This is a genomic window from Bradyrhizobium sp. WYCCWR 13022, assembly GCF_030435535.1.
Classification (GTDB): Bacteria; Pseudomonadota; Alphaproteobacteria; order Rhizobiales; family Xanthobacteraceae; genus Bradyrhizobium.
The window spans coordinates 223,839-245,296 of the sequence record NZ_JAUIZJ010000015.1 but is presented as its reverse complement, the minus strand read 5'-3'; the positions used below and the strand labels follow the sequence as shown (position 1 = coordinate 245,296).

Here is a 21,458-nt window from a genome sequence, read left to right as displayed (position 1 = left end):
TTCCGGGCTACTCACTGCCCGGTCAATCATCGACCTACGTCGCGCTGCCGCCTTGTCATTTTGGTAAACGTGTTTCCTATTCTGTCGTTTGTCAAGCAGCGCCCAGTCCTGGCGGCAAACCCCAAGCCAAACTCTTTCCGTCGCACAAGTATGCGGCGCAGTATTGTCCTATTCCGCTAGTCGCACCGATTGTAAGTTCCGGCGATACCCTCAAGCCCTGCGGCATGCATACGCCCGCCGCTACACAACTTTTGCTGACCTATGAAACAGCTGATCTCTCCTGTTCGGTGCAGCTTTCCACTATGCGGGGCCGTTCAAAGCGCACCGCCGCCACATAGCAGTGCGACGTGCACCAATCGATGCGACCCTGCTGCGAGCGAGGTTAAACAATAATGGCTGGCCGTCTGGCTGGACGTCACATTTTGATCTCGGGCGGCGGAAGCGGAATCGGCCATGCCACCGCCATGCGATGCGCCGAGGAAGGAGCGGTGGTGACTGTTGTCGGACGGCGGCTCGATTGCTTGAAAGAGGTCGCCAGGTTGACGCGAGGACACGCTATTGCGGCGGATCTTACCGACGAGGCGCAAGCATTTGCCGCGGTGAACGACGCCGCGGCCCTTATGGGCTGTCTCGATGGTATCATCAATTGCGTCGGCAATGCCGAGGCCGCTGTTCTAGAAGATATCGACTTAGCTCGTTGGGACGCGAGTCTTCGCACCAACCTTACGTCTCACTACCTGGTCTGCAGAGCAGCATTGCCACATCTTCGAAAGACTCGAGCAGCAGCCATCGTCAACGTGTCGGCACTGGCAGGTATACGACCCGGTGTAAGCAGCGCGGCGTACGGAGCCGCAAAGGCCGGCGTCATCCAATTTACCAAGACACTTGCTGCCCAGTTGGCGCCCGATATACGAGTGAACTGCGTCTGCCCGGGGGCCGTCGATACTGAGATGATGGACCGATTTTTGGCCGGAAAGTCAGCCTCGCAACAAGACGCTTTTCTGGCGAGGTACGCGCTGAGGCGGCTGGCAATTCCCCTAGAAATAGCAAATCTCTTGCTGTTCCTGGTCAGTTCGGAGGCTCAGTACATCACAGGCAGCAACTATGTCTGCGACGGAGGTCGGGCCTATCAGTGATAGGGAGGTCCTACCGAACGGAACTTGTCACCTGTCCAGTCGACACTGGATCATGACGGCTAGGCTAAGGCTGGCACGCTTGGATAAGGCGACCAGCCTAATTTGCAGATGAGATCGGGCCTAGACAGGCCCGCGATGGCTCGGTGTCGACAGAGCAGGCATGGCGCGCTGCCAAGCCCGCTCAGCCCTTTTGAAAGATCTGACAGTGCGAACCGCGGGTCGGACCGCTTGAACTAGGTCGGCAGCCGCGAATTCGCGGGGACGATCCGCGGCGGCCCCAGAGCGCCACGCTGGGTGCGCGGCTTCTTCACGAAGTCTGCAAACTCGGCATCGACGCCGTATGGCCAGCTGCGCTTGAGAGGGTCCTCCACTAACGTCGTCAGCCGACCGAGCCCCGTTATTTCCTGAACGATGGTATCGCCATGCTGCATCGGACCTAAACCCTGACGGTTGCAGCCTGTCGCGATTATATCGCCTGGGAAGAACGTATTGAACATCGAGGCCTTGTGAATGAGCGCCGGGATTCGATGGGCCATGTCACTTGTGTGGTAGTCCTGCCGTAGCTCGCCGTTGGCCCAAAGCCGGACCTGCAGATCGTGAGGGTCCCGCACTTCATCCTTTGTCACGACCAAGGGACCAAGAGGCGCAAACGTATCCCAATTCTTTTGCGTGAAAAATGACATCTGACCGTTCGACAATATGCCGCGTGCGGACCCGTCTTGAACGATCGTGTATCCAAAAACATAATCCAACGCTTCGCTCTCCGAGACGTCCTTGCAGGTCTTGCCTATGACCACGCCTAGTTCCAATTCGTGATGGACGATGGTCACTTCGACCTTAGGAAGAATCATTGTGTCGCCATCGCCAATGATCGCAGATGGCGATTTGTGAAAGAACTCAAGATCGCTGATATTGCCTTCGATCCCCTCTTTATAGTTCGCTGCGGCGCACAGAATTTTAGATGGTCGCGGCAGCGGCGCTCTCAGCCGCACTTCGGAGACTGGGCGGCCCTTCGTGCGCGACACGTAATCCTCCAAGAGCGGCCGGTAGGTCGCCCAGTTAGTCATCAGACCTTCCATCAGGTATTGAGGCCCGCATTTCGCGAGCGCGGAAACCGGCTTTGTGATGTCGACAATTTCATTCTCTTTGATTGCCCCGGGTATGAACTCGTTGAACAAAGCTAGTTTCATCGAAGTACTCCTCGCATCCCGCTGAAAGCCGCCGCCTAAGGTGCATAAACCAAGGCGCATCCGACGCTGCACGTCGCGACCGACGCAATGTCACTAGGCGTCAAACCCACCAATCAAAATAGTATGGAATTTTGCAAGCGCTGGAACAGCGCAATTTTTTACTCGAATTGCACAGCGAAGCACCGAATACTCTGATGTAAAGCATGGCAGGTCGGGGCTTGCATGACGGTAAGGAGAGCGGCCTCGGAAAGGCGACCGGACCGTAGCTCGCGGCCAAGTCTCTGACGGGAGGGGAGTGAAGGAGCGAGCCCGCCACCTGCGCTCGGCTTCACCTCGTCTGCGGCCATTGGCTTCCATGACCGAATGTGGACGCTGCGGCGCGGCGTGTCGAGCGGCAAGCCAATGATTGGACTTCCACAACATTCGTCCAACTGCTGGCTCTTGCGAGACCAATGCTCCTAAGTTGGCGGCTCGGCTAGGCCGCCCAGGCGCCGCGAAGCTGCTTGCGCGGCGGCGCGGAGCTTCTTTTGAAGTGCAGGTTCGCTATTGATGGACGAACCATGGACTGACCCAAAAAACGTGAGGGCCATTGGCACACGGCCGCGATGATCGAAAATCGGCGCTGCTGTGGTTTCCAATCCTAGTCTGATGACTGTGGGAAATACGGGGTCGAGCAGACCATTGCGTTGCTGCGATGGAACCGATGCTGAGAGACCGAACTCGCGAACCGCCGCACACATGCGCGTCACGTCCTGGCGCCGAATCTGCTGTTCGGGGTTCTCGCGATTCCACACGGCAAGCTCTTGCTTCACCAGCGGGGCAATTTCCCCTCCCTCGCGATAGGCCATGAGCACGCGCCCGGTTGCCGACCATAAGAGCGGGAGCACGCGGCCTTCGTCGATCCGGAAATGATAGCCCAAGCGTCCGGATTGCCAACGCACCACCGTCGGACCAAATGAGCCCCAAACGGAGAGATGTCCGTCAAAGCCGGTCTCCTCACTGAAGGCGACGAGCGCATCCACGCCGATCCGAATGTGATCCAATTGACCGAGGGCAACCAATCCTAATTCGACAACGGCTTGCCCCAAAGCGTAATGGCCTGATCTGACGTCCTGCTCCATAAAGCCCGCCGCGAGCAGGCTTGACAAATACCTATGAGCCCGGCTCGGGCTGAGTCCGCTGACGGTGGCAACATCCTTAAGCGGAAGCGGCCGGCGCTCCTTCGCGATCGCCTGTAGCATTGATAGACCAACGAGCATGGCACGGATGCCGTTGCCGGCCTCTTCCCCGTCCTCCCGTTCACGCAGCGGCATTCCCTTTGACCGGAGCCTGCCGCCAGCTGGAAGGCCCTTAGCTTTTTTCGGATCCGAGCGGAGGTTCTTTTTTCGGGCCATGTCTTTGATAGCGGTGGCTGCGCCGTGGTTCGGATCAAGATCGTTATTCGGTTCCGTGCCGTGCTTCAAGCGGCGGTCGGTTGAGACTTGGGGAGCGAGTGGCTAAAAGCCCGAGAGAAACTAACCGGCCGCTGGGCTGTTTCAAGCGCCAGGCACAACTGGGCAGCCTATCAAGATTACTGCCGGCTGAATGGCCGTGTGAGAGCGCAAACTTTGGTAGCTCCTCTGCTGGAGTAGCCGATCTGGAAGCGCAAAAGAGCCGATGTCGCCCTGCGCGGTGGCAGGTTTTGCTAGGCTACGTCGGATCAACAAACCGGACCGATGATCGTGACAGCGACGATATCGCGGGCCGTGCCGAGCCTGGAAGGACACGAACCGACGTCACGAACGTCGCACGTAGAAGGCGCCCCAGCCAAGGCCGAGCGTCACGGCTATGGCCGAGCCCAACAACACGCCCAATTTTGCTGCCCTTAAAAAACCTTCACTGGAGAAGGCCAGCATCGAGATGAAGATGGACATGGTGAAGCCGATGCCCGCTAGCAGTCCGACGAGAAAGACGCCGCCCCAAGAAACCCCGGGAGCAAGGCAGCAGAACCCCGATCGTACGGCGATCCAGGCCGCTCCGAAAATGCCAAGCGGCTTTCCCACTATCAAAGCAAGTGCGGTGCCCATCGTCACCAGCAGGCCGGCAGCGGGTAGATCCGCGCCCTTTATGCTGACCCCCGAATTCGCCAGCGCAAACATTGGCATCACTCCGTAAGCTACCCACGGATGAAGTACCATCTGCACGCGCGACGCGGGCGGCAAAATCTCACGGTGAGCTATGCGAAGGTCGCGCAACGGCTGCTGCAACAAATGCAGATCTCCTGTTTTCATCGCATCGCCAGTTTTCAACTGTCCGAGCGCTTGCGACGCCACCTCCAGCGGAGGTTCTCGCATCGCTATGGGGCGAGCCGGAGTCATCAACCCGAGCACCACTCCAGCAAGTGTTGGGTGGACCCCGGCAACGAACAATCCGACCCAAACCAACAAACCTGGCACCACATATGGCGATGCCGCACCGATCCCCATCCGCTGGAATCCCAAGACCCCGAGAACGCCAACGGCTGCGATAGCAAGGCCGCCTAATTGCAGAGTTTCGGTGTAAAAGACGGCGATGATCAAAATCGCAATGATGTCGTCGATGATCGCTAGAGCGAGTAGGAACACTCGCACATTGACCGGGATTCTTCGTCCAAGCAGGGCGAGGACGCCAACAGCAAAGGCGATGTCCGTCGCGGTCGGCACGGCCCAGCCGTGTCCCCGAGCAGCATCATTGTTGAGGCTTAGATAGATAAGCGCGGGAACGAGGACGCCACCGGCCGAAGCAATCAGCGGCAGAACGGCCTGGTCAAAGCGGCTCAGTGCGCCCTCATGAACCTCCCGCCGAATCTCCATGCCCACAACAAGGAAGAAGACGGTCATCAATGCGTCATTCACCCAGAAATGCAGCGACTGGGAAAAGACGTACTCACCAAGGCCAATGGTGACAGGGAGAGTCCAAAAGAGGTGGTAACTCGGGGCCGCGGTCGAATTCGCCCAGATCAAGGCCGCGGCTGCTGCAACGAGAAGCACCGCGCCGCTTACTGCCTCAATATGCAGAAATCGGTTAAGTGTGTTCGCAGCCTGTTCTGCCAATCGCTGAGCTGTCGGAAGATCGCCGAATTTAGGATCGTGGTTCATAGGCGCAGATCGTCCGCGTGGCGGCCCGACCATCGCGTTACCTGACGCCGCCCCAATGCAGCGAACACCCATGCGTCCCTATACAGGGTAATGGTGGCAATTCAACGTCGGGACGAGACCCTGGAACAAGGGCCAGCGGCAGATGGCTGTAAACTGCCGAGGGTCTTCATTTTGACTGTGCTCTAGATGCCTTGGCTGGCTCAGTGGCGCGCGACAATTCGCCGGCCAATTTTCGATAGGCTTCCATAGCCGTCAGCTTCAGGTCGCGCGAGAGTCGAATGGCAGATAGCAGGCAGAATTGGCGATGATTGCTCTGTGCCGGCTCCGGCAAACGGAAACGATCAACAAAATCGACCAAGTGTAGGTTGATGGCCGCTATCTCTCCTTCAACGAGCTCGATTTGCCGGTTGAGCACGGCCACAGCTTCACTGGGCGGAAGCAACCGCAATGCCGCCATCTTTACGCTGAACTCGTCCCGGACAGGCACATGGGTCGGACCTTTTCTCGCCCACTCCTTGAGAGCTTCGAGGCCGCGCTCCGTAACCTCGTAGACCTTCTTGTCCGGTTTGCTTTCCTGCGCAATGTCCTCGAACGTGACATAGCCGTGTTCCGCTAGCAGCTGCAGCGTCGGATAGACTTGGCTGTGCTTGGCCTCCCACATGTAATTGCGCGGGGGGCCCATCAATTGAGTCAGCTCATAACCGGTATGAGGATGGTGGGCCAAGCTCGTCAGAATGACATAACCAAGCGTCGGAATTGCTGGAGGAGTTGCCGCAGGGGCCTTCCGTTTTACGGTCGTCTTCTTCTTCGCCATCGCTAGTTCCAAGCTCGCCTAATCTCCAAGCACAATCACGCTCTTACGGAGCATTCAGTGACCTTGCCCTGACCCTGCATAGTCTGGAGGGCGAGCTTTTACCATCGGCAACATTTGACATATGCACATTCGCCTGTTACTCACATATGTAATATATGACATATGGAGGAAATCGATGCTTCCCGGCGTCGAATGCCCACTAAGCCCCGTTGCGCAGCCGGCGTTCGGGTTATTGCGAGGGCCTCTGAAGAATGAGTGGCATGCCCGCAGAGGGACGTTCCGGAGAGCAGCGCGCCCGGCCAATTCTCAAAAATGCAGGGCAGGGGCATGCCTCTTGGAAAGCCTCGGTCGCTGCCGAAACACCACCTCTAGCGCCGCAGCCCATTGACCGGTGCGGCCAGACGGTCTCCGGCGAGCAGTTCAATTCAGGAGGAATGTCCGTGGAAACGATCGATACGCCCGTCTTGATAGTCGGCGGAGGGCCGGTCGGCTTGTCGCTTGCAATCGATCTCGGTTGGCGCGGTGTCGAAGCGCTGCTCATAGAGCAGGAGCGGCCGACGGCCCGGATGGTTCATCCTCGCATGGACAATGTCGGCATTCGCACTATGGAATTCTGCCGACGCTGGGGAATTGTCGAGGCCATCGAAATGGCCGGGTTTCCTCGCGATCTGCCGGTCAGCATCGTCTATGCGACGGGGGTCCTCGGCCACGAACTGGCGCGCGATGTCTACCCTGATAAAGCGCACGCGGTCCCGCCACCGTTTAGCCCGCAAAAGCACGAGCTATGCCCTCAAAATTTTTTCGACCCCGTACTCCAGAACGCAGCTTCGAGCTACTCGACCAACCAGTTGCTGTATCAGCACCGCCTAGAGGAATTCGAGGACAAGGGCGACCACGTCATCGCTCACGTGCGCCCGCTGCTTGGTGGCGAACCACTATGCGTGCGTGCGCAGTACCTTGCCGCCTGCGATGGGGCAAGCAGCACAGTCGCACAGCGACTCTCGCTTGGTCCGACAAACAGCAAGGTATTGAGTTGTAGCACGAACATCTTCGTTCGGTGTCCGGCTCTGGCGCAGAAGACGCTCGCCCAACGGGCGTATCGGTACGTGTTAGTCGGGCCTGAGGGGGTTTGGGGAAGCTTCGTCAATATAGACGGGCGCGATACCTGGCGGCTTCAACTGCTCGGCGACGAGACCTGGCCCAATTGGAGCGAGGCGCAGATCAACACTTTTGTGCGACGAGGAATCGGAGCCGATGTTGACTACGAGGTGCTCTCTTGGTTGCCGTGGTCCCGTCGTGAGATCACTGCGCCGAAGTTCAGCTCCGGGCGCTGCTTCCTCGTCGGCGATTCGGCCCATCAGCTCTCTCCGACCGGCGGATACGGCATGAATACGGGCATTGCCGAGGCGGTTGATCTGTCATGGAAGATCGCAGCTGTGTTGGAGGGGTGGGGCGGCCCCACACTCCTGGAAAGCTACGACACAGAGCGGCGCCCGATCGCCATGCGCAACGTGTCGCAGGCGTCCGCGAACCTAGCCGCGATGCGCTCGGTTCCTCCAGAGCCGATGCTGCTCGACCAAGGCCCTGCGGGCGAGACGGCGCGGCGCGCAACAGGAGCCTATACCCAGCAGGCCATGCAGCGGGAATGGAGGTCGTTCGGAATTCATCTTGGGGCGGTCTATCGCAATTCGCCGATCGTCGTCGCTGAATCGTTCGAACGAGCCGAGCCCGATGTCGCGAACTTCGTGCAAGTAGCCGAGGCCGGCGGCCGCGCACCTCATGTTTGGCTCTCGCCGGGCCACTCCACGTTAGACTTATTCGGTCGTGGGTTCGTGCTGCTGGAGTTCGCATCGGAGGTGGGTGCTGCTGTGGGCGGTCTGACCCGTGCGGCGCACGCGGTTGGGCTGCCAATCCGTCATCAGCTCATCCCGGAGCCAAACACCATCGCCGTCTACGGGCGCCGCTACGCTTTGGTCCGCCCGGACGGACACATCAGCTGGATTGGGGACGCTATTCCTGAAGAGCCGGCGCGGCTCATTGATCGCATCCGCGGCGCGGGCGGCGTGCAGGGCACGTCGGCATTAAGAACGCTTCCCTTGAGCATGGGCAGCGTGGCCTCATGAGTCTGACCGGCAAAACCCTGTTCATTACCGGCGCAAGCCGAGGCATTGGGCTCGCCATTGCGCTGCGAGCCGCGCAAGACGGCGCCAACGTTGCAATTGCAGCCAAGACTGTCGAGGCGCACCGGCATCTTCCCGGCACGATCTATTCTGCCGCCGAAGCCATCGAGCGAGCTGGGGGCAGGGCGTTGCCGCTGGCCGTCGACGTCCGTGATGAATCCTCCGTCGAGGCCGGCGTTGCCCAAGCGGCAAAGACGTTCGGCGGCATCGACATTTGCATCAATAATGCATCAGCGATCCATCTGGCCGGCACCCTACAAACGGATATCCGGCGCTTCGACTTGATGGCTCAAGTCAACGCACGCGGGACCTTCATCACTACCAAGGCATGCCTTCCGCACCTGATGAAGGCAGCTAATCCGCATGTCTTGATGATATCTCCGCCGCTTGACATGACGCCCAAGTGGTTCGCGCCGCACACCGCCTACACCATGGCGAAGTTCGGCATGAGCATGTGCGTGCTCGGCATGAGCGCGGAATTTGCCGATCGCGGTATTGCTGTCAATGCTCTCTGGCCCCGAACCGCCATTGCGACGGCTGCCATCCAATTTGCATTGCTCGGAGAGAACGGAATGCGTCATTGCCGCAAGCCGGAGAGCATGGCCGACGCAGCCCATGCCATCCTCTCAAAGCCTGCGCGCGCCTTCACGGGCAACTTTCTGATTGACGACACGGTGCTCTATGACGAGGGGGTGCGCGAGTTTACGCATTATAGCGTGGATCCGGCGCTGCCTTTGATGGGAGACATGTTCGTTCCGGGCGACTTGCCGGCCCCACCCGGCGTGCAGATCAGCTCCGCTATCGATACCGCACGGAGCTAATGCCGGCGTGCCGGAAAGTCTTTTGCGCCAGCGCATCCAATGGAGTTGCGAATGAGTAATTCCTCTATCTCGCTCGATGATCGTTATTCCAAGCGCGGCGGAACAGTTCTCCTCGGCGGAGTGCAGGCGCTCGTCCGCCTGATGCTATTACAGGCCGAGCGAGATCGGATGAATGGCTTGTCGAGCGCGGGTTTCGTCAGCGGTTATCGGGGTTCACCCCTTGGTACGCTCGATGCCGCGTTTGCCTCTGCGAAGCGGCTAACGAGCGACCAAAAGATTGTGGTGCAGCCGGCGGTCAATGAAGAACTCGCGGCCACCGCCGTGGCCGGTACGCAGCAGATCCATCAATCACCCGGCGCCCGGGTCGATGGTGTTTTTGCGTTGTGGTACGGCAAGGGCCCTGGACTGGATCGCGCGGCGGACGCGATTAGGCACGGCAACTCGCAAGGTTCTTCGCCGAACGGCGGGGTGGTCGTCGCCGTGGGTGACGATCATCTGGCAAAATCCTCAACGGTCGCCTGCTACAGCGACGAGACTGTCGCCAGTCTCCTCCTCCCGCTGCTCTACCCGGCTGATCCCGGCGAGATCGTCAGCTATGGACTCCACGGCTTTGCCATGTCGCGGCTGACGGGATCTTGGGTTGCGCTAAAAGTGCTGACGGAAGTGGCCGACAGTACACGCACCGTGCCGGCCGCAGAATTAGGTAATTTGCCCGTTCGGCCCGACGTCACTGTGCCGGACATTGGCCTGCATAACCGCTGGCCTGACTTGCCGCTCGATCAGGAACGGCGGCAGCATGAATTCCGTTTGCCGGCTGCGCTTGCTTATGTCCGGGCAAACGGTCTCGATCGCGTCGCGGTGAGGCCTAAGGACGCGCGGGTCGGTTTCGTCGCGGCCGGCAAATCTTGGAATGATTTGCGCGAAGCACTCGACCTGCTGGGCCTTCACGATTCACGGCTGATCGAGCTCGGGCTGGCTCTCTACAAGCCGGCGATGATCTGGCCGCTAGAGCCTCAGGGCCTCACAGCCTTTGCCGAAGGCCTGCAGGAGCTCGTCATCGTGGAGGAGAAGGCGCCGCTGATCGAGCGCCAAGTAAAGTCTATACTCTACGGCCGGTCACAGGCTCCCTCGGTTTGGGGCAAATGTGGACCGGAGCAACACCCGATGTTTTCTGCAACGGGCGATCTAACGCCCGAGCAGATTGCTGTCCAGATCGCGGCGGTCATCGCAAGGATATCCGGTGATCAGGTCGTAGCAGCACGAGGCGAACGCTTGCGCCGGCACACGAACCAACGCGGATTTGCAGATGTGCCCGCATCCCGGCGTCCATTCTTCTGTTCCGGGTGTCCGCATAACCGGTCGACAGCCGTGCCAGATGGCAGTCGAGCTCTCGCTGGGATTGGCTGCCACGGTTTAGCCGCGCGCAATCGCCCTGACACGTTCAGCTATTCCCAGATGGGCGGCGAGGGAATCCACTGGCTCGGCCTCGCTCCGTTCACCGACGAATCGCATGTGTTTTCGAATATGGGCGATGGCACGTATTTCCATTCAGGCCTGCTCGCAATCCGCCAGGCGGTCTCTGCTAAGCTGAACATCACCTACAAGCTGCTCTACAACAGTGCTGTCGCGATGACAGGCGGTCAAGCAGTCGATGGCGACCTTTCCCTCGAGCGGCTTCTGCGCCAGCTCCGGGCCGAGGGCGTCAGCACAATAATTTTGGTCACCGATGATCTGGCGTCCTATCGTGAGCATGCCGAGGTCCACTCCCTGGCGGGAGAGGTGGTGGATCGCGACGAACTTGATGCCGTACAGCTCAAATTGCGAGCCCAACCGGGTGTAAGCATCATCGTATATGACCAGATGTGTGCTACCGAGCGCCGGCGGAAACGCAAACGTGGCCAACTGAAGGAAACCAGCCGCCGCGTCTTCATCAATCAGCTGGTCTGCGAAGGCTGCGGCGATTGCTCGATCAAGTCAAACTGCCTATCCGTGGAGCCGGTCGACACTCCACTAGGTACGAAGCGAAGAATCAATCAATCGAGCTGCAACACCGATCTCAGTTGCATTCGAGGCTTCTGTCCCAGTTTCGTAACTGTCGAGGGTGCCCGTGTGAACCGCGGGCCAAAACCGCAGCTTACGATCGACCAACCATTGCTGCCCCTGGTGAGCGCTGCGCCGCCGCAACACAGCCGCATTCTTCTTGCCGGCGTAGGTGGGACCGGAATCGTGACGACGAGCGCGGTGCTGGCAATGGCCGGACACCTGGCAGGTCGAGGGGCCGCGGTGCTGGACCAGATCGGAATGGCTCAGAAGGGCGGGGCGGTTACAAGTCACGTTCATCTTGGCGGCCCCATTCATGCTTTGCGGATTCCAGCGGAGCACTGTGACCTTCTCCTGGCTTGCGACCAGATCGTCGGCAATGCATCGGACGTGATGGCATCTCTCAACCGAGGGCGGAGCCGCGTCCTCGCCAATGCTGACGTGTCCATCACTGGAGATTTCGTCACTAATCGTCAGGCCGTCGTGAATTCGAGTTTGCTGACGAGACGGCTGAGCACACAAGTTGAACCGGAACATTTCGCGGTGTTTCCCTTCACGGCTTTGGCACAATCTTTGTTCGGCGATTCGATCGCCGCCAATTTCATGATGATCGGGTGCGCTTATCAGAAAGGCTGGCTTGGCCTTAACCTTGAGGACCTCCACCAGGCGATCGAACTCAATGGCGCCGCCAAGGAGGCAAATCTCGCTGCGCTTGAGTGGGGGCGTCGGTTAGCTTCCGACCCTCAATTCGTCTTTGTTGCAGCAGGCCTGGCCGAAAAGACTGAGCAGCGCACCCCTGAGGCGGAGATCCAAGATCTTACGACATTTCTTCGCAACTATCAGAGCAATGACTACAGCCAGCGTTTCCTTGATGTCATCAACCACATCCGTGAGGCGGAGACTAAGGTTCATACTGGCCATTCGCTAACGCTGGCTGCTGCGCGATCCCTGTTCAAGCTGATGGCCTACAAGGATGAGTACGAGGTTGCCAGACTCTATACGAGCGGAGAGTTCGAGCGGGCAGTCCGATCTCAGTTTGATAGCTTCGCAAAGCTGTCAATCTATCTTGCACCGCCTTTTCTGTCTCGCCGCGACAAGACAACGGGAGAGCCGCGCAAGATCCGGTTCGGAGCTTGGATCTTGCCCGTCTTCAGAATCTTGGCGGCCTTGAAGATCTTGCGCGGAACACCCTTCGACGTCTTCGGAAGGAGCGCCGAGCGCCGCACCGAGCGTGCTCTGATCGCCGAATTCATCGATGCCTTGAACCGCTTACCCCGTCGATTGTCAGCGGCATCGCTTCCACAGGCTGTCGCCATTGCTGAGCTACCGCTCGAGGTGCGTGGCTTCGGCCACGTGAAGCAAAAGGCGATCGAATTGTTCCGGCGGCGCCTTGGGGAGGCGCTCGCAGGTTACGAAAATGCGGCGCCTCACTTGGACGCTAGCGCGCGCACTACGCTAAAGGCATGAAAACCGAGGTGACAAATGACGAAGCGTTTCCCTGACGATCCGATTTATCATGGCTTCGACGCTCCTGGCCGTGTAGAGGCACACGTGTTCGATCTTGACGTTGAAGGACGCATTCCAACCGATCTCGACGGCACCTTTTTCGTGTAGCTCCCGAACCACAATGGCCGCCGAGCTTGGCCGTGACATCTTTTTTAACGGCGATGGCATGGTTGGCGCCTTCCGTTTCAAGGATGGTCATGTCGACTTTACGTCGAAATATGTCCTGACCGACAAGTTCGTTGCGGAGCGGGCGGCGCGCCGCGCCCTCTACGGCGCCTACCGCAATCCGTTCACTGACGATCCATCGGTTGCCGGTACTATCCGAAGCACGGCCAATACCAACGTCGTCGTTCACCATGGGCTGTTGCTCGCGCTGAAGGAGGACGGACCGCCGGTCGCGATGCGGCCAGATACGCTTGAAACGATCGGTAACTACCGTTTTGACGGAAAGATGACCAGTCAGACATTTACGGCTCACCCCAAGATCGATCCGACCAATGGCGAGCTGATTGGCTTTGGTTATGCCGCCAAGGGTGTGACGACCACCGATATCGCCTATTACGTCATCGATCGCGGCGGACACGTGGTGCATGAAGCTTGGTTTAATGCGCCGCGGGCAGCGATGATACACGACTTCGCCGTGACGGAAAACTATGTCGTCTTTCCCGTGAGCTCGCTGACGTCGGACATCGAACGCCTGAAGCAGGGCGAACCGGCCTTTGCCTGGCAGCCGAATGTGGACCAAATCTATGGGGTTCTGCCCCGCCGCGGCAGCGGAAAAGATATTCGTTGGTTTACAGTGCCGACGAACGGCTTCCAGGGCCACACCATCAATGCATGGGACGAAGGACACAAAGTCTATCTCGACCTGCCCGTCGTCAATGACAACGTGTTCTGGTTCTTCCCAGAATATAGTGGGCACGTGCCTGATCCCCGGTCCCTGCGTCAAGCCATGACGAGATGGACATTTGATCTATCTAGCAACAGCCCCGTTCCTCAGGCCGAGATCTTTACCCAAACGATGGGCGAGTTCCCCCATGTGGACGAGCGTTACGCCACGCGGCCCTATCGTCATGCCTTTCTCGCCCTTATCGACCCCTTCGCTCCGTATGACGCGGATCGCTGTGGCCCGCCCTCGGTCAACGCTTTCCTCAACGGCCTCGCTCACCTGGATATAGCGACCGGAAAGAGCGAGCGCTGGCTACCCGGTCCCACCTCGTCTGTCCAAGAACCGGTGTTTGCTCCCCGATCCCCTAATGCGCCGGAGGGAGACGGCTACGTCATTGCGCTCGTCAACAGGCTCGACGAAAGGCGGAGCGGCCTCGTCATCTTGGACACTCAACATTTTGCAGATGGCCCGGTCGCAGTCGCTCACTTACCGCTGCGGCTACGCAACGGCTTGCACGGCAACTCGGTGCCTTCAAGCGAGCTCACTGCACCAAACTGACACGGCTCCACTACGGACAGCAACCAGCTGACCTCAGCCACAGGCAACCACAAGAGGATGTAACATCTCTTGTGGTGACCTGCCTGTGGCTGATTTCGCTCGTGAGGCGACCGTCGCGCCAGGGACGGCGATCTTGGACGGCCTTGCATGTTGCCGCTTCAGCATGACGGGCGTTTGATCATTCACGAACAAGCGCCCGCGCTCAACTCCAGACAAATGCTGCATGGCGCCATATGTAATAGTTGACATATCGTCGAGCCCTGATAACCTAGAACTATAAGTCAAAAGTGTCATATGAGGAATCTGTCCCCATGAGCGTCCAATCGCTACCCGCCGACCTGCACAAGGCAACCTCCGCGCTGCCTTCGCCGCGCGTTTCGGAGATCGTTCTGCAAACTGCACAGTACGAGCTGATGCGCGACTGGTACTCATCTGTGCTGGGATTGAGCTGGAGCATCACAAATCCTGGCGGTGCCCCGGAAAACCGGCGCCGTTTCGCCGGCTCGCCCAAACAGACCCGAGCTAGCGACGTGCGATCCTGTTTCATGTTCTTGGACCGCTCGCCGGTTCATGGGCAGGTCCTGGCGCTATTCGAGCTGCCAGAGCTATCCGACTCGCCCAGCCGCGATCCCGGCTTGAATCACTTTCAATTTCGTCACGCAAATCTGGCGGCGCTGCTGGATCGCGTGGAATTGTTGCTCGGCGCTGGTCTGCAAGCCCACCGCGCTTCCAACCACGGTCCAGTGACAAGCTATTATTTCTCAGATCCAGACCAGAACGTCGTTGAGCTTTGCTGCAACAATTTTGACGACGCCGAGAAACTCAAGGCCTTCATCGACTCTGACGCTTTCAAGAACAATCCCTCTGGCATTGATGTCGACCCGAAGGATTTCTTGGCGCGCTTCCGCGCCGGCGAGCCATTAGACCAGCTGCTTAAGATCTGAGGGCCCATGCAGCGGGATAGGCTAGAACGAGCGGCGGATATCCTCGAGGCTCAAGCGACGGTCTTGAGCTTCATGGAGCATTTTGACTATGGCAATGCCGAGGCCGCTGCAGGGCTCTTCACAGAAGATGGTGTCTGGCACCGCGGCGATGGCCTTGTACGCGGCAAGGGCATGCTTGTTGATCTTATCAATCGCCGCGATCGCAACCTGGTCGTCCGACACCTGATCTCCAACATCAGATCGGAATGGCTGAACGAAGATCGCATTCTTATTCACGCGTACGTAACTCTGCTCAGCCAGCGCAGTGAGACCACTCCTCAACAGTTTCCTCTGCCATTTGATGGCGTAGCAGGATTTGGCCGTTACGAAGACGAGCTGCATCGGAGCGACGGGCGCTGGTTGATCGCAAGAAAGAAAACGGTGACCGAACTCAAGAAAAAATAAAACATGAGCTGAAAAGGGGAGGAAGATGATGACGAGCGTTAATACGCCTGCGCTGCCGGCCGTTGGCGACCTGTCGCCGCAGGTTCAGCTACGTGGAATAGAGGCAACAAAGGTCGTGCTCGGTTCCGGAATTGGCATGTTGACCAATTTCGGGCCGATCGTAATCTATACTTTCGGAACATTCCTGCTGCCAATTGTCAACGATACGGGCTGGTCGAGGGCCAGCGTGGCTGCCGCTCTTGCGCCAGCTGCTCTCTGCTCCGGCTTCTCGCAGCCAATCGTCGGGTGGCTGGTCGACCGATATGGGCCGCGCGTCTTTGCAGGCTTTTCTTTCGCTTTGTTTGCGCTCGGCCTGATTGCACTCGGTCAACTTCCACGTGATCCCTTAAGTTTTGCAATCTTTATGGGCCTGCTCGGACTCCTTGGCGCGGGGCAAGGGATCACGGCTTTCACCTACATAGTCACTCGGACTTTTTCGACCTTTCGTGGGTTTGCGCTCGGCATCATTAATGCAGCCTCGGCCGCCGGCATCATGTTAATGCCCGCGATCGCCACCTTTTCCATTGCAGAATACGGCTGGCGCAACAGCTACGCAGCGATCGGCGCTGGGGTCGCAATCCTTGGCGCAGTAGCCGTCATCTGGCTCATTCCCGGCAAGGAGCGCTTTCAGAAGTCCGCCGCTTCCGCGCAATCCTCCAAGCTTGTCTTCGGTGAGCTTTTGTCTGCTCCAATTTTTTGGATGCTTGCGTTGGCATTCCTACTGATGACGCTCGCCATTCAAGGTATGATTGTCCACATGACACCGTTGTTGATCGATCGCGGCTTTCGGCCCGTCGATGCGGCGGCTGTGATGGCGACATACGGCATGACGATGCTGGTAGCCCGCTTCTTGCTCGGGTCCATGCTTGATCGATGGTCTCCACGGTTGGTAGCGGTCGTTGGTTGCCTCGGTCCTGTGGCTGCCGGACTGCTGTTGGTCTCGACACGGCAGACTTCTATGGTTTATTTGGCCGCAGCTCTTCTTGCGCTTGGAGCGGGAGCAGAGTCGGATCTCATCCCATACACTGTCGCACGGCAATTCGGCGTTGCCCAGCTGGGGCAAAAGATCGGGCTGTTTATCGTCGTGTTCGCCATTGGCGTAGCCATTGGCCCGCTGATGTTTTCCGCGGTTCAAGCCTTGCGGGGAAACTACGACATCGCGCTCATCGCCAGTAGCGCCCTGATGCTGGCGGCGTCAGTCATCTTTGCTTTGATCCCATCCGCCTCGTTAAGCCAAAACGGCGAAAAGAGCGGCTGAGTCAGCCTTCATCAGCGCCTCAAAAAAAGAAGGTATCTCAATGAAAGTAGCTCGATTTGCTCGGAATGGCTCGGTCAGCATCGGCCTTGTGAAGGGCGACGGCATCATCTCCCTGTCGCCGTTTGATAAAGGCCTATCTGATATCGATGAAGTAGTGGCTGCGGAAGGCTGGGCTCGCGCAGAAAAGCTTATGACACGCGAGCCTGACCTGAAGATTGGTGACGTTGAGTTTCTTCCTCCCCTGTCTGCTAGGGCCAGGGTGTTCTGCGTTGGCTTCAACTATAAAGCTCACGTAGACGAGACCGGAAACGAGGCGCCTGCTTACCCGACTTTTTTCCAGCGAACGCACGAGAGCTTCGTTGGGAATCGCCAGCTGCTGCTTCGGCCTAAAGTGTCTGAGCGCCTCGATTACGAGGGGGAGCTTGCTCTCATCATCGGCCGGACGTGCCACAGAGTGGAGGAGGGAAGGGCGCTCGACTACGTCGGCGGGTACACCTGTCTAAACGAGGGCAGTGTCCGAGATTACCAAAAACACTCTGCCACTGGCATGACGGGCAAGAATTTCGATTCGAGCGGATCCATAGGACCCTGGATCGTGGCGGCGACTGACGTCCCGCATCCGGACCGCCTCGCGCTTTCCACGCGCTTAAACGGCGAGGTGGTTCAACAGGCATCGACGAGCCAGCTGATCTATGGGTTACCGCGGCTTATAAGCTATCTGTCCAGTGTTCTCAGGCTCCTGCCAGGCGATATCATCGCGACCGGTACTCCAGCAGGAGTTGGGTCGCGTCGCGTTCCGCCGCGTTGGCTGCGCGCTGGCGACCGGGTCGAGGTGGAGATCTCAGGCGTCGGAATTTTGGAAAACGCGGTGATCGACGAACCGACGTGAAAGCTCGCCCGAAAGCGGCCGCTTAAAACCTTCCCGATAGGCGGACCCAACAATCTGCTTTCAACAACGGCCCGCGGTTAAGCGCGCCAATACGACCTTACCAATTCAGCGCACGGAGGTGTTCATGCCCGCAGCCATGATGAAAGCTGTTCAAGTCGAAAAGCCGGGAGGACCCGAGGTCCTCAAATACATCGATCTGCCAATTCCCACACCGGCGGCTGGGCAAGTCCTCATTCGGACCGACACCATCGGGGTCGGGAAATACGATGCGCTGGTCAGGACTGGACGCTACCCGTGGCCCGTGGAGTATCCGGAGGTGCCGGGGATCAGTGTAACCGGCTATGTTGAGCGGGTGGGAGATGGTGTTGAAGGCTTCTCCCCGGGCCAGCCCGTTCTCGCATGGAAGTTTTCTCGCCGATGTTACGCCGAATATGTCGCCTGCGATGTCCACGAGATCACGAAGCTGCCTGAAGGCATAGACATTGAGGGCGCGGTCGCAATTCCCGACTATCAGGTCGCATGGGGCATGTTGAATGACGCTGCAGATCTGCGCCGGGTAAAGGTCGCCTCCATCAACGGAGCTACTGGCGGCGTCGGCTGCGCCATGATCGATCTTTGCCGCGCTGCTGGGATACAGCTGATAGCTGTCTGCCGGGCCCCGAACAAGGCAGCGTTCGCCTTGGAGCGGGGTGCAAGCTATGCGATCGACAGCAGCTCTGAAGCGGTTGGTGCCCGGATCTTGGATATCACCAAAGGTACGGGCGTCGACTTGATGTTCGACCAATTGGTCGGTCCGGATTTCCGCGACAACATCAAGCTCGTTGCTCCCTTGGGACAGATCGTCACGTTCAATGCGCTGTCGGGACTTCCATCGTCCGACCTATTCGCGGACTTGCGCAAGAACATGGACCGCAGCATCTCAGTGCGTGCTTATAGCGTTCACGTCTACGATCCATTTCCTCAAGAGCGCGTACGGATTGCGTCAGAGGTCTTCAAACTCGTGGAAGCAAGAGCCATCAATCCGTCCGTGACGGTGCGATTGCCGCTTAGGGAGGCTGTGCAAGCGCATCGAATGCTTGATGGCCGGGAAGTTATGGGCAAGCTGGTGTTAAAGCCGTAGCGAGGGATGCATCACCGCACACCCGAGACGCCGTGATTCGCCGCCTTCCATTTCCTGTCGATGGCAAGGAGATGCGGCGCAATCGACGACACGACAATTCTATACATAGGCATACCGCCACCAAGATGCGTCCCGGACTTAATGATGAATTAGCGAGAGCGCGATAGGTTCTCGGAAACTTATGCGAAATGTGGGGTACGCATGCGAATCGGAAAGCTCTTTGCGCTGTCGATGCTGACGGTGACCACGTTTGCGGTTATTCTCGGCGCCGAGGTTCTGCTTCCGCAGACGCGCATCTTCGTTAGTCGCTCCGAATCCATCAAAATGGTCGAGGCTTTCGGCGCGGTGCTGATGGTCAGTCAACACCTGGCGGGCCTTCGTACACCCTACATCACGATCTTTCAGGAAACGCCCGCCACGCCGACCCAGATCGAAGCGATGGGCAAGGCGTCGAGCGCCGCCGATGCGGCCTTCGACCTGGCCCGCAACAGTTTGCTGGCCCTTGATGGTGGCGAACCGATGATCCAAAGCCTGGACCGTACCGGGCGCCGTTTCAAGGATGTTCATGCGGCGGCCGATCGGGCCGTGCGCGTATCCCTCGGATCGCGCGATAGTGCGGTGGTCAAAGAACTCCTTCCCACTGTTGCCGAGATGATCGGCGCGATCGAGCCGATCCTGAATCGGCTGGAGGGGCAGGTGGTCAGCGCCGATTCTTCACTTGCAACGCTGCTGAGCCTGGCGCGAACCGCGCAGGATTTGCGGGTGACCGCCGGCAGCCACGCCTCGCCACTGTCGCCGGCCTTGAGCGCCTCGCGTCCGCTCACTCCCGCTGAATTTGCGCTGATGGATCGTATGCAGGGCCGCTTAGATGCCGACCGAGAACGCATCGAGGGCACGATCGACCAGCTCGGCAATCCGCCCCGCCTTGCCACGGCCATGAAAGCGGCCGTCGAAGCCTATTTCGGAAAGGCGATTCCGGTCGTCGAGAAGGAAATGCCGGCGGCCAGAGGCGACGGCAAATACAGTCTCAGTCCCTCCGACATGGCCAAGGTCATTGTGCCCGCTATCCAGATGTTCTTCGGCGTCCGCGATGCCGCCTTGGCCGAAGCTGCCGAGCGCGCCTCGGCGGTCCGTGACGGCGCGCTGGGGATGCTGGTGCTTGCAGGAGTTGCAGTGCTGGCCCTGCTCGGTACGCTCGCTGGCGTGACCATAATGCTGCGCCGACGCGTGGTGACGCCGCTAGGCCAGCTTGCGGAGGTGATCGGCACTCTTGCGGCCGGAAACCATGACGTCGAGATCCCATCGACCGGCCGGAATGATGAAGTCGGCCAAGTTGCCGGCTCGCTACAGCATTTCAAAGACAAGCTAGTCGCCCAAAAGGCTGCCGACGCCGCGGCCGCCAGCGAAGCCGAGGGCAAACTCAAACGCGGCCAACGCTTGGACCAGATTGCGCGCGAATTCGAGGCCATGATCGGCGATGTGATCAGGACCGTTTCGTCCGCCTCCGCGGCGTTGGAAGCGTCGGCCGGTATGCTGACTAGCACGGCCGAGCAATCCAAACAGATCACGGCTGCCGTGGCTGGCTCCTCCGAACAAGCTTCGACCAACGTGCAGACCGTGGCGGCGGCCGCCGAGGAGATGTCGTCGTCCGTCGACGAGATTGGTCGCCAAGTGCAAGATTCAGCCCGCATTGCTGGCGAAGCGGTGCTGCAGGCGGGACGGACCAACGAGCATGTCGCCGAACTCGCCAAGGCGGCCCGTCGGATCGGCGACGTAGTCGAACTCATTAGCCAGATCGCAAGCCAAACCAACCTATTGGCCCTCAACGCCACTATAGAAGCGGCACGCGCCGGGGAGGCCGGCCGCGGGTTCGCGGTGGTGGCGTCGGAGGTCAAGGCTCTGGCCGAGCAGACGGCCAAAGCAACCGACGAAATCGGTCAGCAGATAACAGGCATTCAGAGCGCAACCCAGGACTCGGTCGGCGCGATCAAGTCGATCGGAGACACCATCGGCCGCATGTCAGAAATCGCCTCCACGATCGCGGCGGCGGTTGAGGAGCAGGGCGCGGCAACGCGCGAAATCTCCCGCAACGTGCAGCAGGCGGCGCATGGTACCCGACAGGTTTCGGCCAGCATCGTTGATGTACAGAGGGGCGCCAGCGAGACCGAAACGGCGTCATTCAACGTGCTCGCCGCCGCGAAGTCACTGTCCGGCGAAAGCAACCGGCTAGAGACCGAGGTCGCCACATTCCTGGAAGCGATCCGCGCAGCCTAACGGGCCTAACACGGATCACCTGTCCTCGCCGGAACTCTCCGGGCTGAACGTCTCATTGCTCGTCTTGAACGGGCACTCACCACAAGGTCACCTGGACACACCGTCGATAGTCATGTCGGGATAGCACTCAATATGTTTGCCTCGAGTTCGTTGCGGAAACCCCGCAGACTCTGATCGTCCGCTGGATAACAATTGAGTGACAGGTCAGCACCCACACTAGTCACGACCGCCGCCTCACAA

Annotated in this window: 16 protein-coding genes; 12 read left to right on the top strand and 4 right to left on the bottom strand. The window is 59.1% G+C overall.

Going from position 1 to position 21,458, the window contains the following annotated elements; all coding sequences use genetic code 11:
• Positions 1–392: 392 nt before the first annotated feature.
• Positions 393–1,136, top strand: a complete 744-nt coding sequence (locus QY049_RS22585) for an SDR family NAD(P)-dependent oxidoreductase (RefSeq protein ID WP_128929994.1) — start codon at positions 393–395, stop codon at positions 1,134–1,136.
• A 233-nt stretch (positions 1,137–1,369) separates the two neighbouring features.
• Here QY049_RS22585 and QY049_RS22580 read toward each other — a convergent pair whose 3' ends face one another.
• The 4 genes from QY049_RS22580 to QY049_RS22565 all read right to left on the bottom strand — a co-directional run bounded on the left by QY049_RS22580 (position 1,370) and on the right by QY049_RS22565 (position 6,256).
• On the bottom strand, positions 1,370–2,326 hold the full coding sequence (locus tag QY049_RS22580) for a fumarylacetoacetate hydrolase family protein (protein ID WP_164933584.1): 957 nt from the start codon (positions 2,324–2,326) through the stop codon (positions 1,370–1,372).
• A 458-nt stretch (positions 2,327–2,784) separates the two neighbouring features.
• Positions 2,785–3,789 carry an IclR family transcriptional regulator gene (locus tag QY049_RS22575; RefSeq protein ID WP_128929996.1) on the bottom strand — a complete coding sequence of 335 codons (1,005 nt, stop codon included), beginning with the start codon at positions 3,787–3,789 and terminating at the stop codon, positions 2,785–2,787.
• A 312-nt stretch (positions 3,790–4,101) separates the two neighbouring features.
• Positions 4,102–5,442 (bottom strand): Na+/H+ antiporter NhaA, encoded by a 1,341-nt coding sequence (gene nhaA, locus QY049_RS22570; RefSeq protein ID WP_128929997.1) that lies wholly within the window; start codon positions 5,440–5,442, stop codon positions 4,102–4,104.
• Between the two features lie 166 nt (positions 5,443–5,608).
• Positions 5,609–6,256 (bottom strand): PadR family transcriptional regulator, encoded by a 648-nt coding sequence (locus QY049_RS22565; protein ID WP_128929998.1) that lies wholly within the window; start codon positions 6,254–6,256, stop codon positions 5,609–5,611.
• Between the two features lie 440 nt (positions 6,257–6,696).
• Here QY049_RS22565 and QY049_RS22560 point away from each other — a divergent pair, with 440 nt between their 5' ends.
• The 11 genes from QY049_RS22560 to QY049_RS22510 all read left to right on the top strand — a co-directional run bounded on the left by QY049_RS22560 (position 6,697) and on the right by QY049_RS22510 (position 21,218).
• Positions 6,697–8,379, top strand: coding sequence for an FAD-dependent oxidoreductase (locus QY049_RS22560; RefSeq protein WP_164933585.1), 1,683 nt, complete (start codon positions 6,697–6,699; stop codon positions 8,377–8,379).
• Positions 8,376–9,257, top strand: a complete 882-nt coding sequence (locus QY049_RS22555; protein WP_128930000.1) for an NAD(P)-dependent oxidoreductase — start codon at positions 8,376–8,378, stop codon at positions 9,255–9,257. The genes QY049_RS22560 and QY049_RS22555 overlap by 4 nt, the downstream gene beginning before the upstream one ends.
• A gap of 51 nt (positions 9,258–9,308) precedes the next feature.
• A complete protein-coding gene (locus QY049_RS22550; RefSeq protein WP_164933586.1) occupies positions 9,309–12,764 on the top strand; it encodes an indolepyruvate ferredoxin oxidoreductase family protein in 3,456 nt (1,151 codons plus the stop codon).
• Between the two features lie 15 nt (positions 12,765–12,779).
• Positions 12,780–12,911 carry a hypothetical protein gene (locus QY049_RS22545; protein WP_276575769.1) on the top strand — a complete coding sequence of 44 codons (132 nt, stop codon included), beginning with the start codon at positions 12,780–12,782 and terminating at the stop codon, positions 12,909–12,911.
• Between the two features lie 13 nt (positions 12,912–12,924).
• Positions 12,925–14,250, top strand: a complete 1,326-nt coding sequence (locus QY049_RS22540; protein ID WP_206733113.1) for a carotenoid oxygenase family protein — start codon at positions 12,925–12,927, stop codon at positions 14,248–14,250.
• Positions 14,251–14,561: 311 nt separating this feature from the next.
• A complete protein-coding gene (locus QY049_RS22535; RefSeq protein ID WP_128930002.1) occupies positions 14,562–15,194 on the top strand; it encodes a VOC family protein in 633 nt (210 codons plus the stop codon).
• 6 nt (positions 15,195–15,200) lie between these two features.
• Positions 15,201–15,638, top strand: coding sequence for a nuclear transport factor 2 family protein (locus tag QY049_RS22530; protein ID WP_128930003.1), 438 nt, complete (start codon positions 15,201–15,203; stop codon positions 15,636–15,638).
• A 25-nt stretch (positions 15,639–15,663) separates the two neighbouring features.
• Positions 15,664–16,935: an MFS transporter gene (locus QY049_RS22525; RefSeq protein ID WP_128930004.1), complete on the top strand. Its 1,272-nt coding sequence runs from the start codon at positions 15,664–15,666 to the stop codon at positions 16,933–16,935.
• A gap of 40 nt (positions 16,936–16,975) precedes the next feature.
• The gene (locus QY049_RS22520) at positions 16,976–17,824 is read left to right on the top strand and encodes a fumarylacetoacetate hydrolase family protein (protein ID WP_128955136.1); all 849 of its coding nucleotides are present in this window, start codon (positions 16,976–16,978) and stop codon (positions 17,822–17,824) included.
• A 124-nt stretch (positions 17,825–17,948) separates the two neighbouring features.
• Positions 17,949–18,944, top strand: coding sequence for a zinc-binding dehydrogenase (locus QY049_RS22515; RefSeq protein ID WP_128930006.1), 996 nt, complete (start codon positions 17,949–17,951; stop codon positions 18,942–18,944).
• A 201-nt stretch (positions 18,945–19,145) separates the two neighbouring features.
• Positions 19,146–21,218: a methyl-accepting chemotaxis protein gene (locus tag QY049_RS22510; RefSeq protein ID WP_128930007.1), complete on the top strand. Its 2,073-nt coding sequence runs from the start codon at positions 19,146–19,148 to the stop codon at positions 21,216–21,218.
• Positions 21,219–21,458 lie beyond the last annotated feature (240 nt).

Bases quoted from the DNA above. Each gene is read 5' to 3' on its own strand.
- QY049_RS22585 (WP_128929994.1), top strand. From the start codon at position 393: ATGGCTGGCCGTCTGGCTGGACGTCACATTTTGATCTCGGGCGGCGGA.
- QY049_RS22580 (WP_164933584.1), bottom strand. From the start codon at position 2,326: ATGAAACTAGCTTTGTTCAACGAGTTCATACCCGGGGCAATCAAAGAG.
- nhaA (WP_128929997.1), bottom strand. From the start codon at position 5,442: ATGAACCACGATCCTAAATTCGGCGATCTTCCGACAGCTCAGCGATTG.
- QY049_RS22565 (WP_128929998.1), bottom strand. From the start codon at position 6,256: ATGGCGAAGAAGAAGACGACCGTAAAACGGAAGGCCCCTGCGGCAACT.
- QY049_RS22555 (WP_128930000.1), top strand. From the start codon at position 8,376: ATGAGTCTGACCGGCAAAACCCTGTTCATTACCGGCGCAAGCCGAGGC.
- QY049_RS22550 (WP_164933586.1), top strand. From the start codon at position 9,309: ATGAGTAATTCCTCTATCTCGCTCGATGATCGTTATTCCAAGCGCGGC.
- QY049_RS22545 (WP_276575769.1), top strand. From the start codon at position 12,780: ATGACGAAGCGTTTCCCTGACGATCCGATTTATCATGGCTTCGACGCT.
- QY049_RS22540 (WP_206733113.1), top strand. From the start codon at position 12,925: ATGGCCGCCGAGCTTGGCCGTGACATCTTTTTTAACGGCGATGGCATG.
- QY049_RS22535 (WP_128930002.1), top strand. From the start codon at position 14,562: ATGAGCGTCCAATCGCTACCCGCCGACCTGCACAAGGCAACCTCCGCG.
- QY049_RS22530 (WP_128930003.1), top strand. From the start codon at position 15,201: ATGCAGCGGGATAGGCTAGAACGAGCGGCGGATATCCTCGAGGCTCAA.
- QY049_RS22525 (WP_128930004.1), top strand. From the start codon at position 15,664: ATGATGACGAGCGTTAATACGCCTGCGCTGCCGGCCGTTGGCGACCTG.
- QY049_RS22520 (WP_128955136.1), top strand. From the start codon at position 16,976: ATGAAAGTAGCTCGATTTGCTCGGAATGGCTCGGTCAGCATCGGCCTT.
- QY049_RS22515 (WP_128930006.1), top strand. From the start codon at position 17,949: ATGCCCGCAGCCATGATGAAAGCTGTTCAAGTCGAAAAGCCGGGAGGA.
- QY049_RS22510 (WP_128930007.1), top strand. From the start codon at position 19,146: ATGCGAATCGGAAAGCTCTTTGCGCTGTCGATGCTGACGGTGACCACG.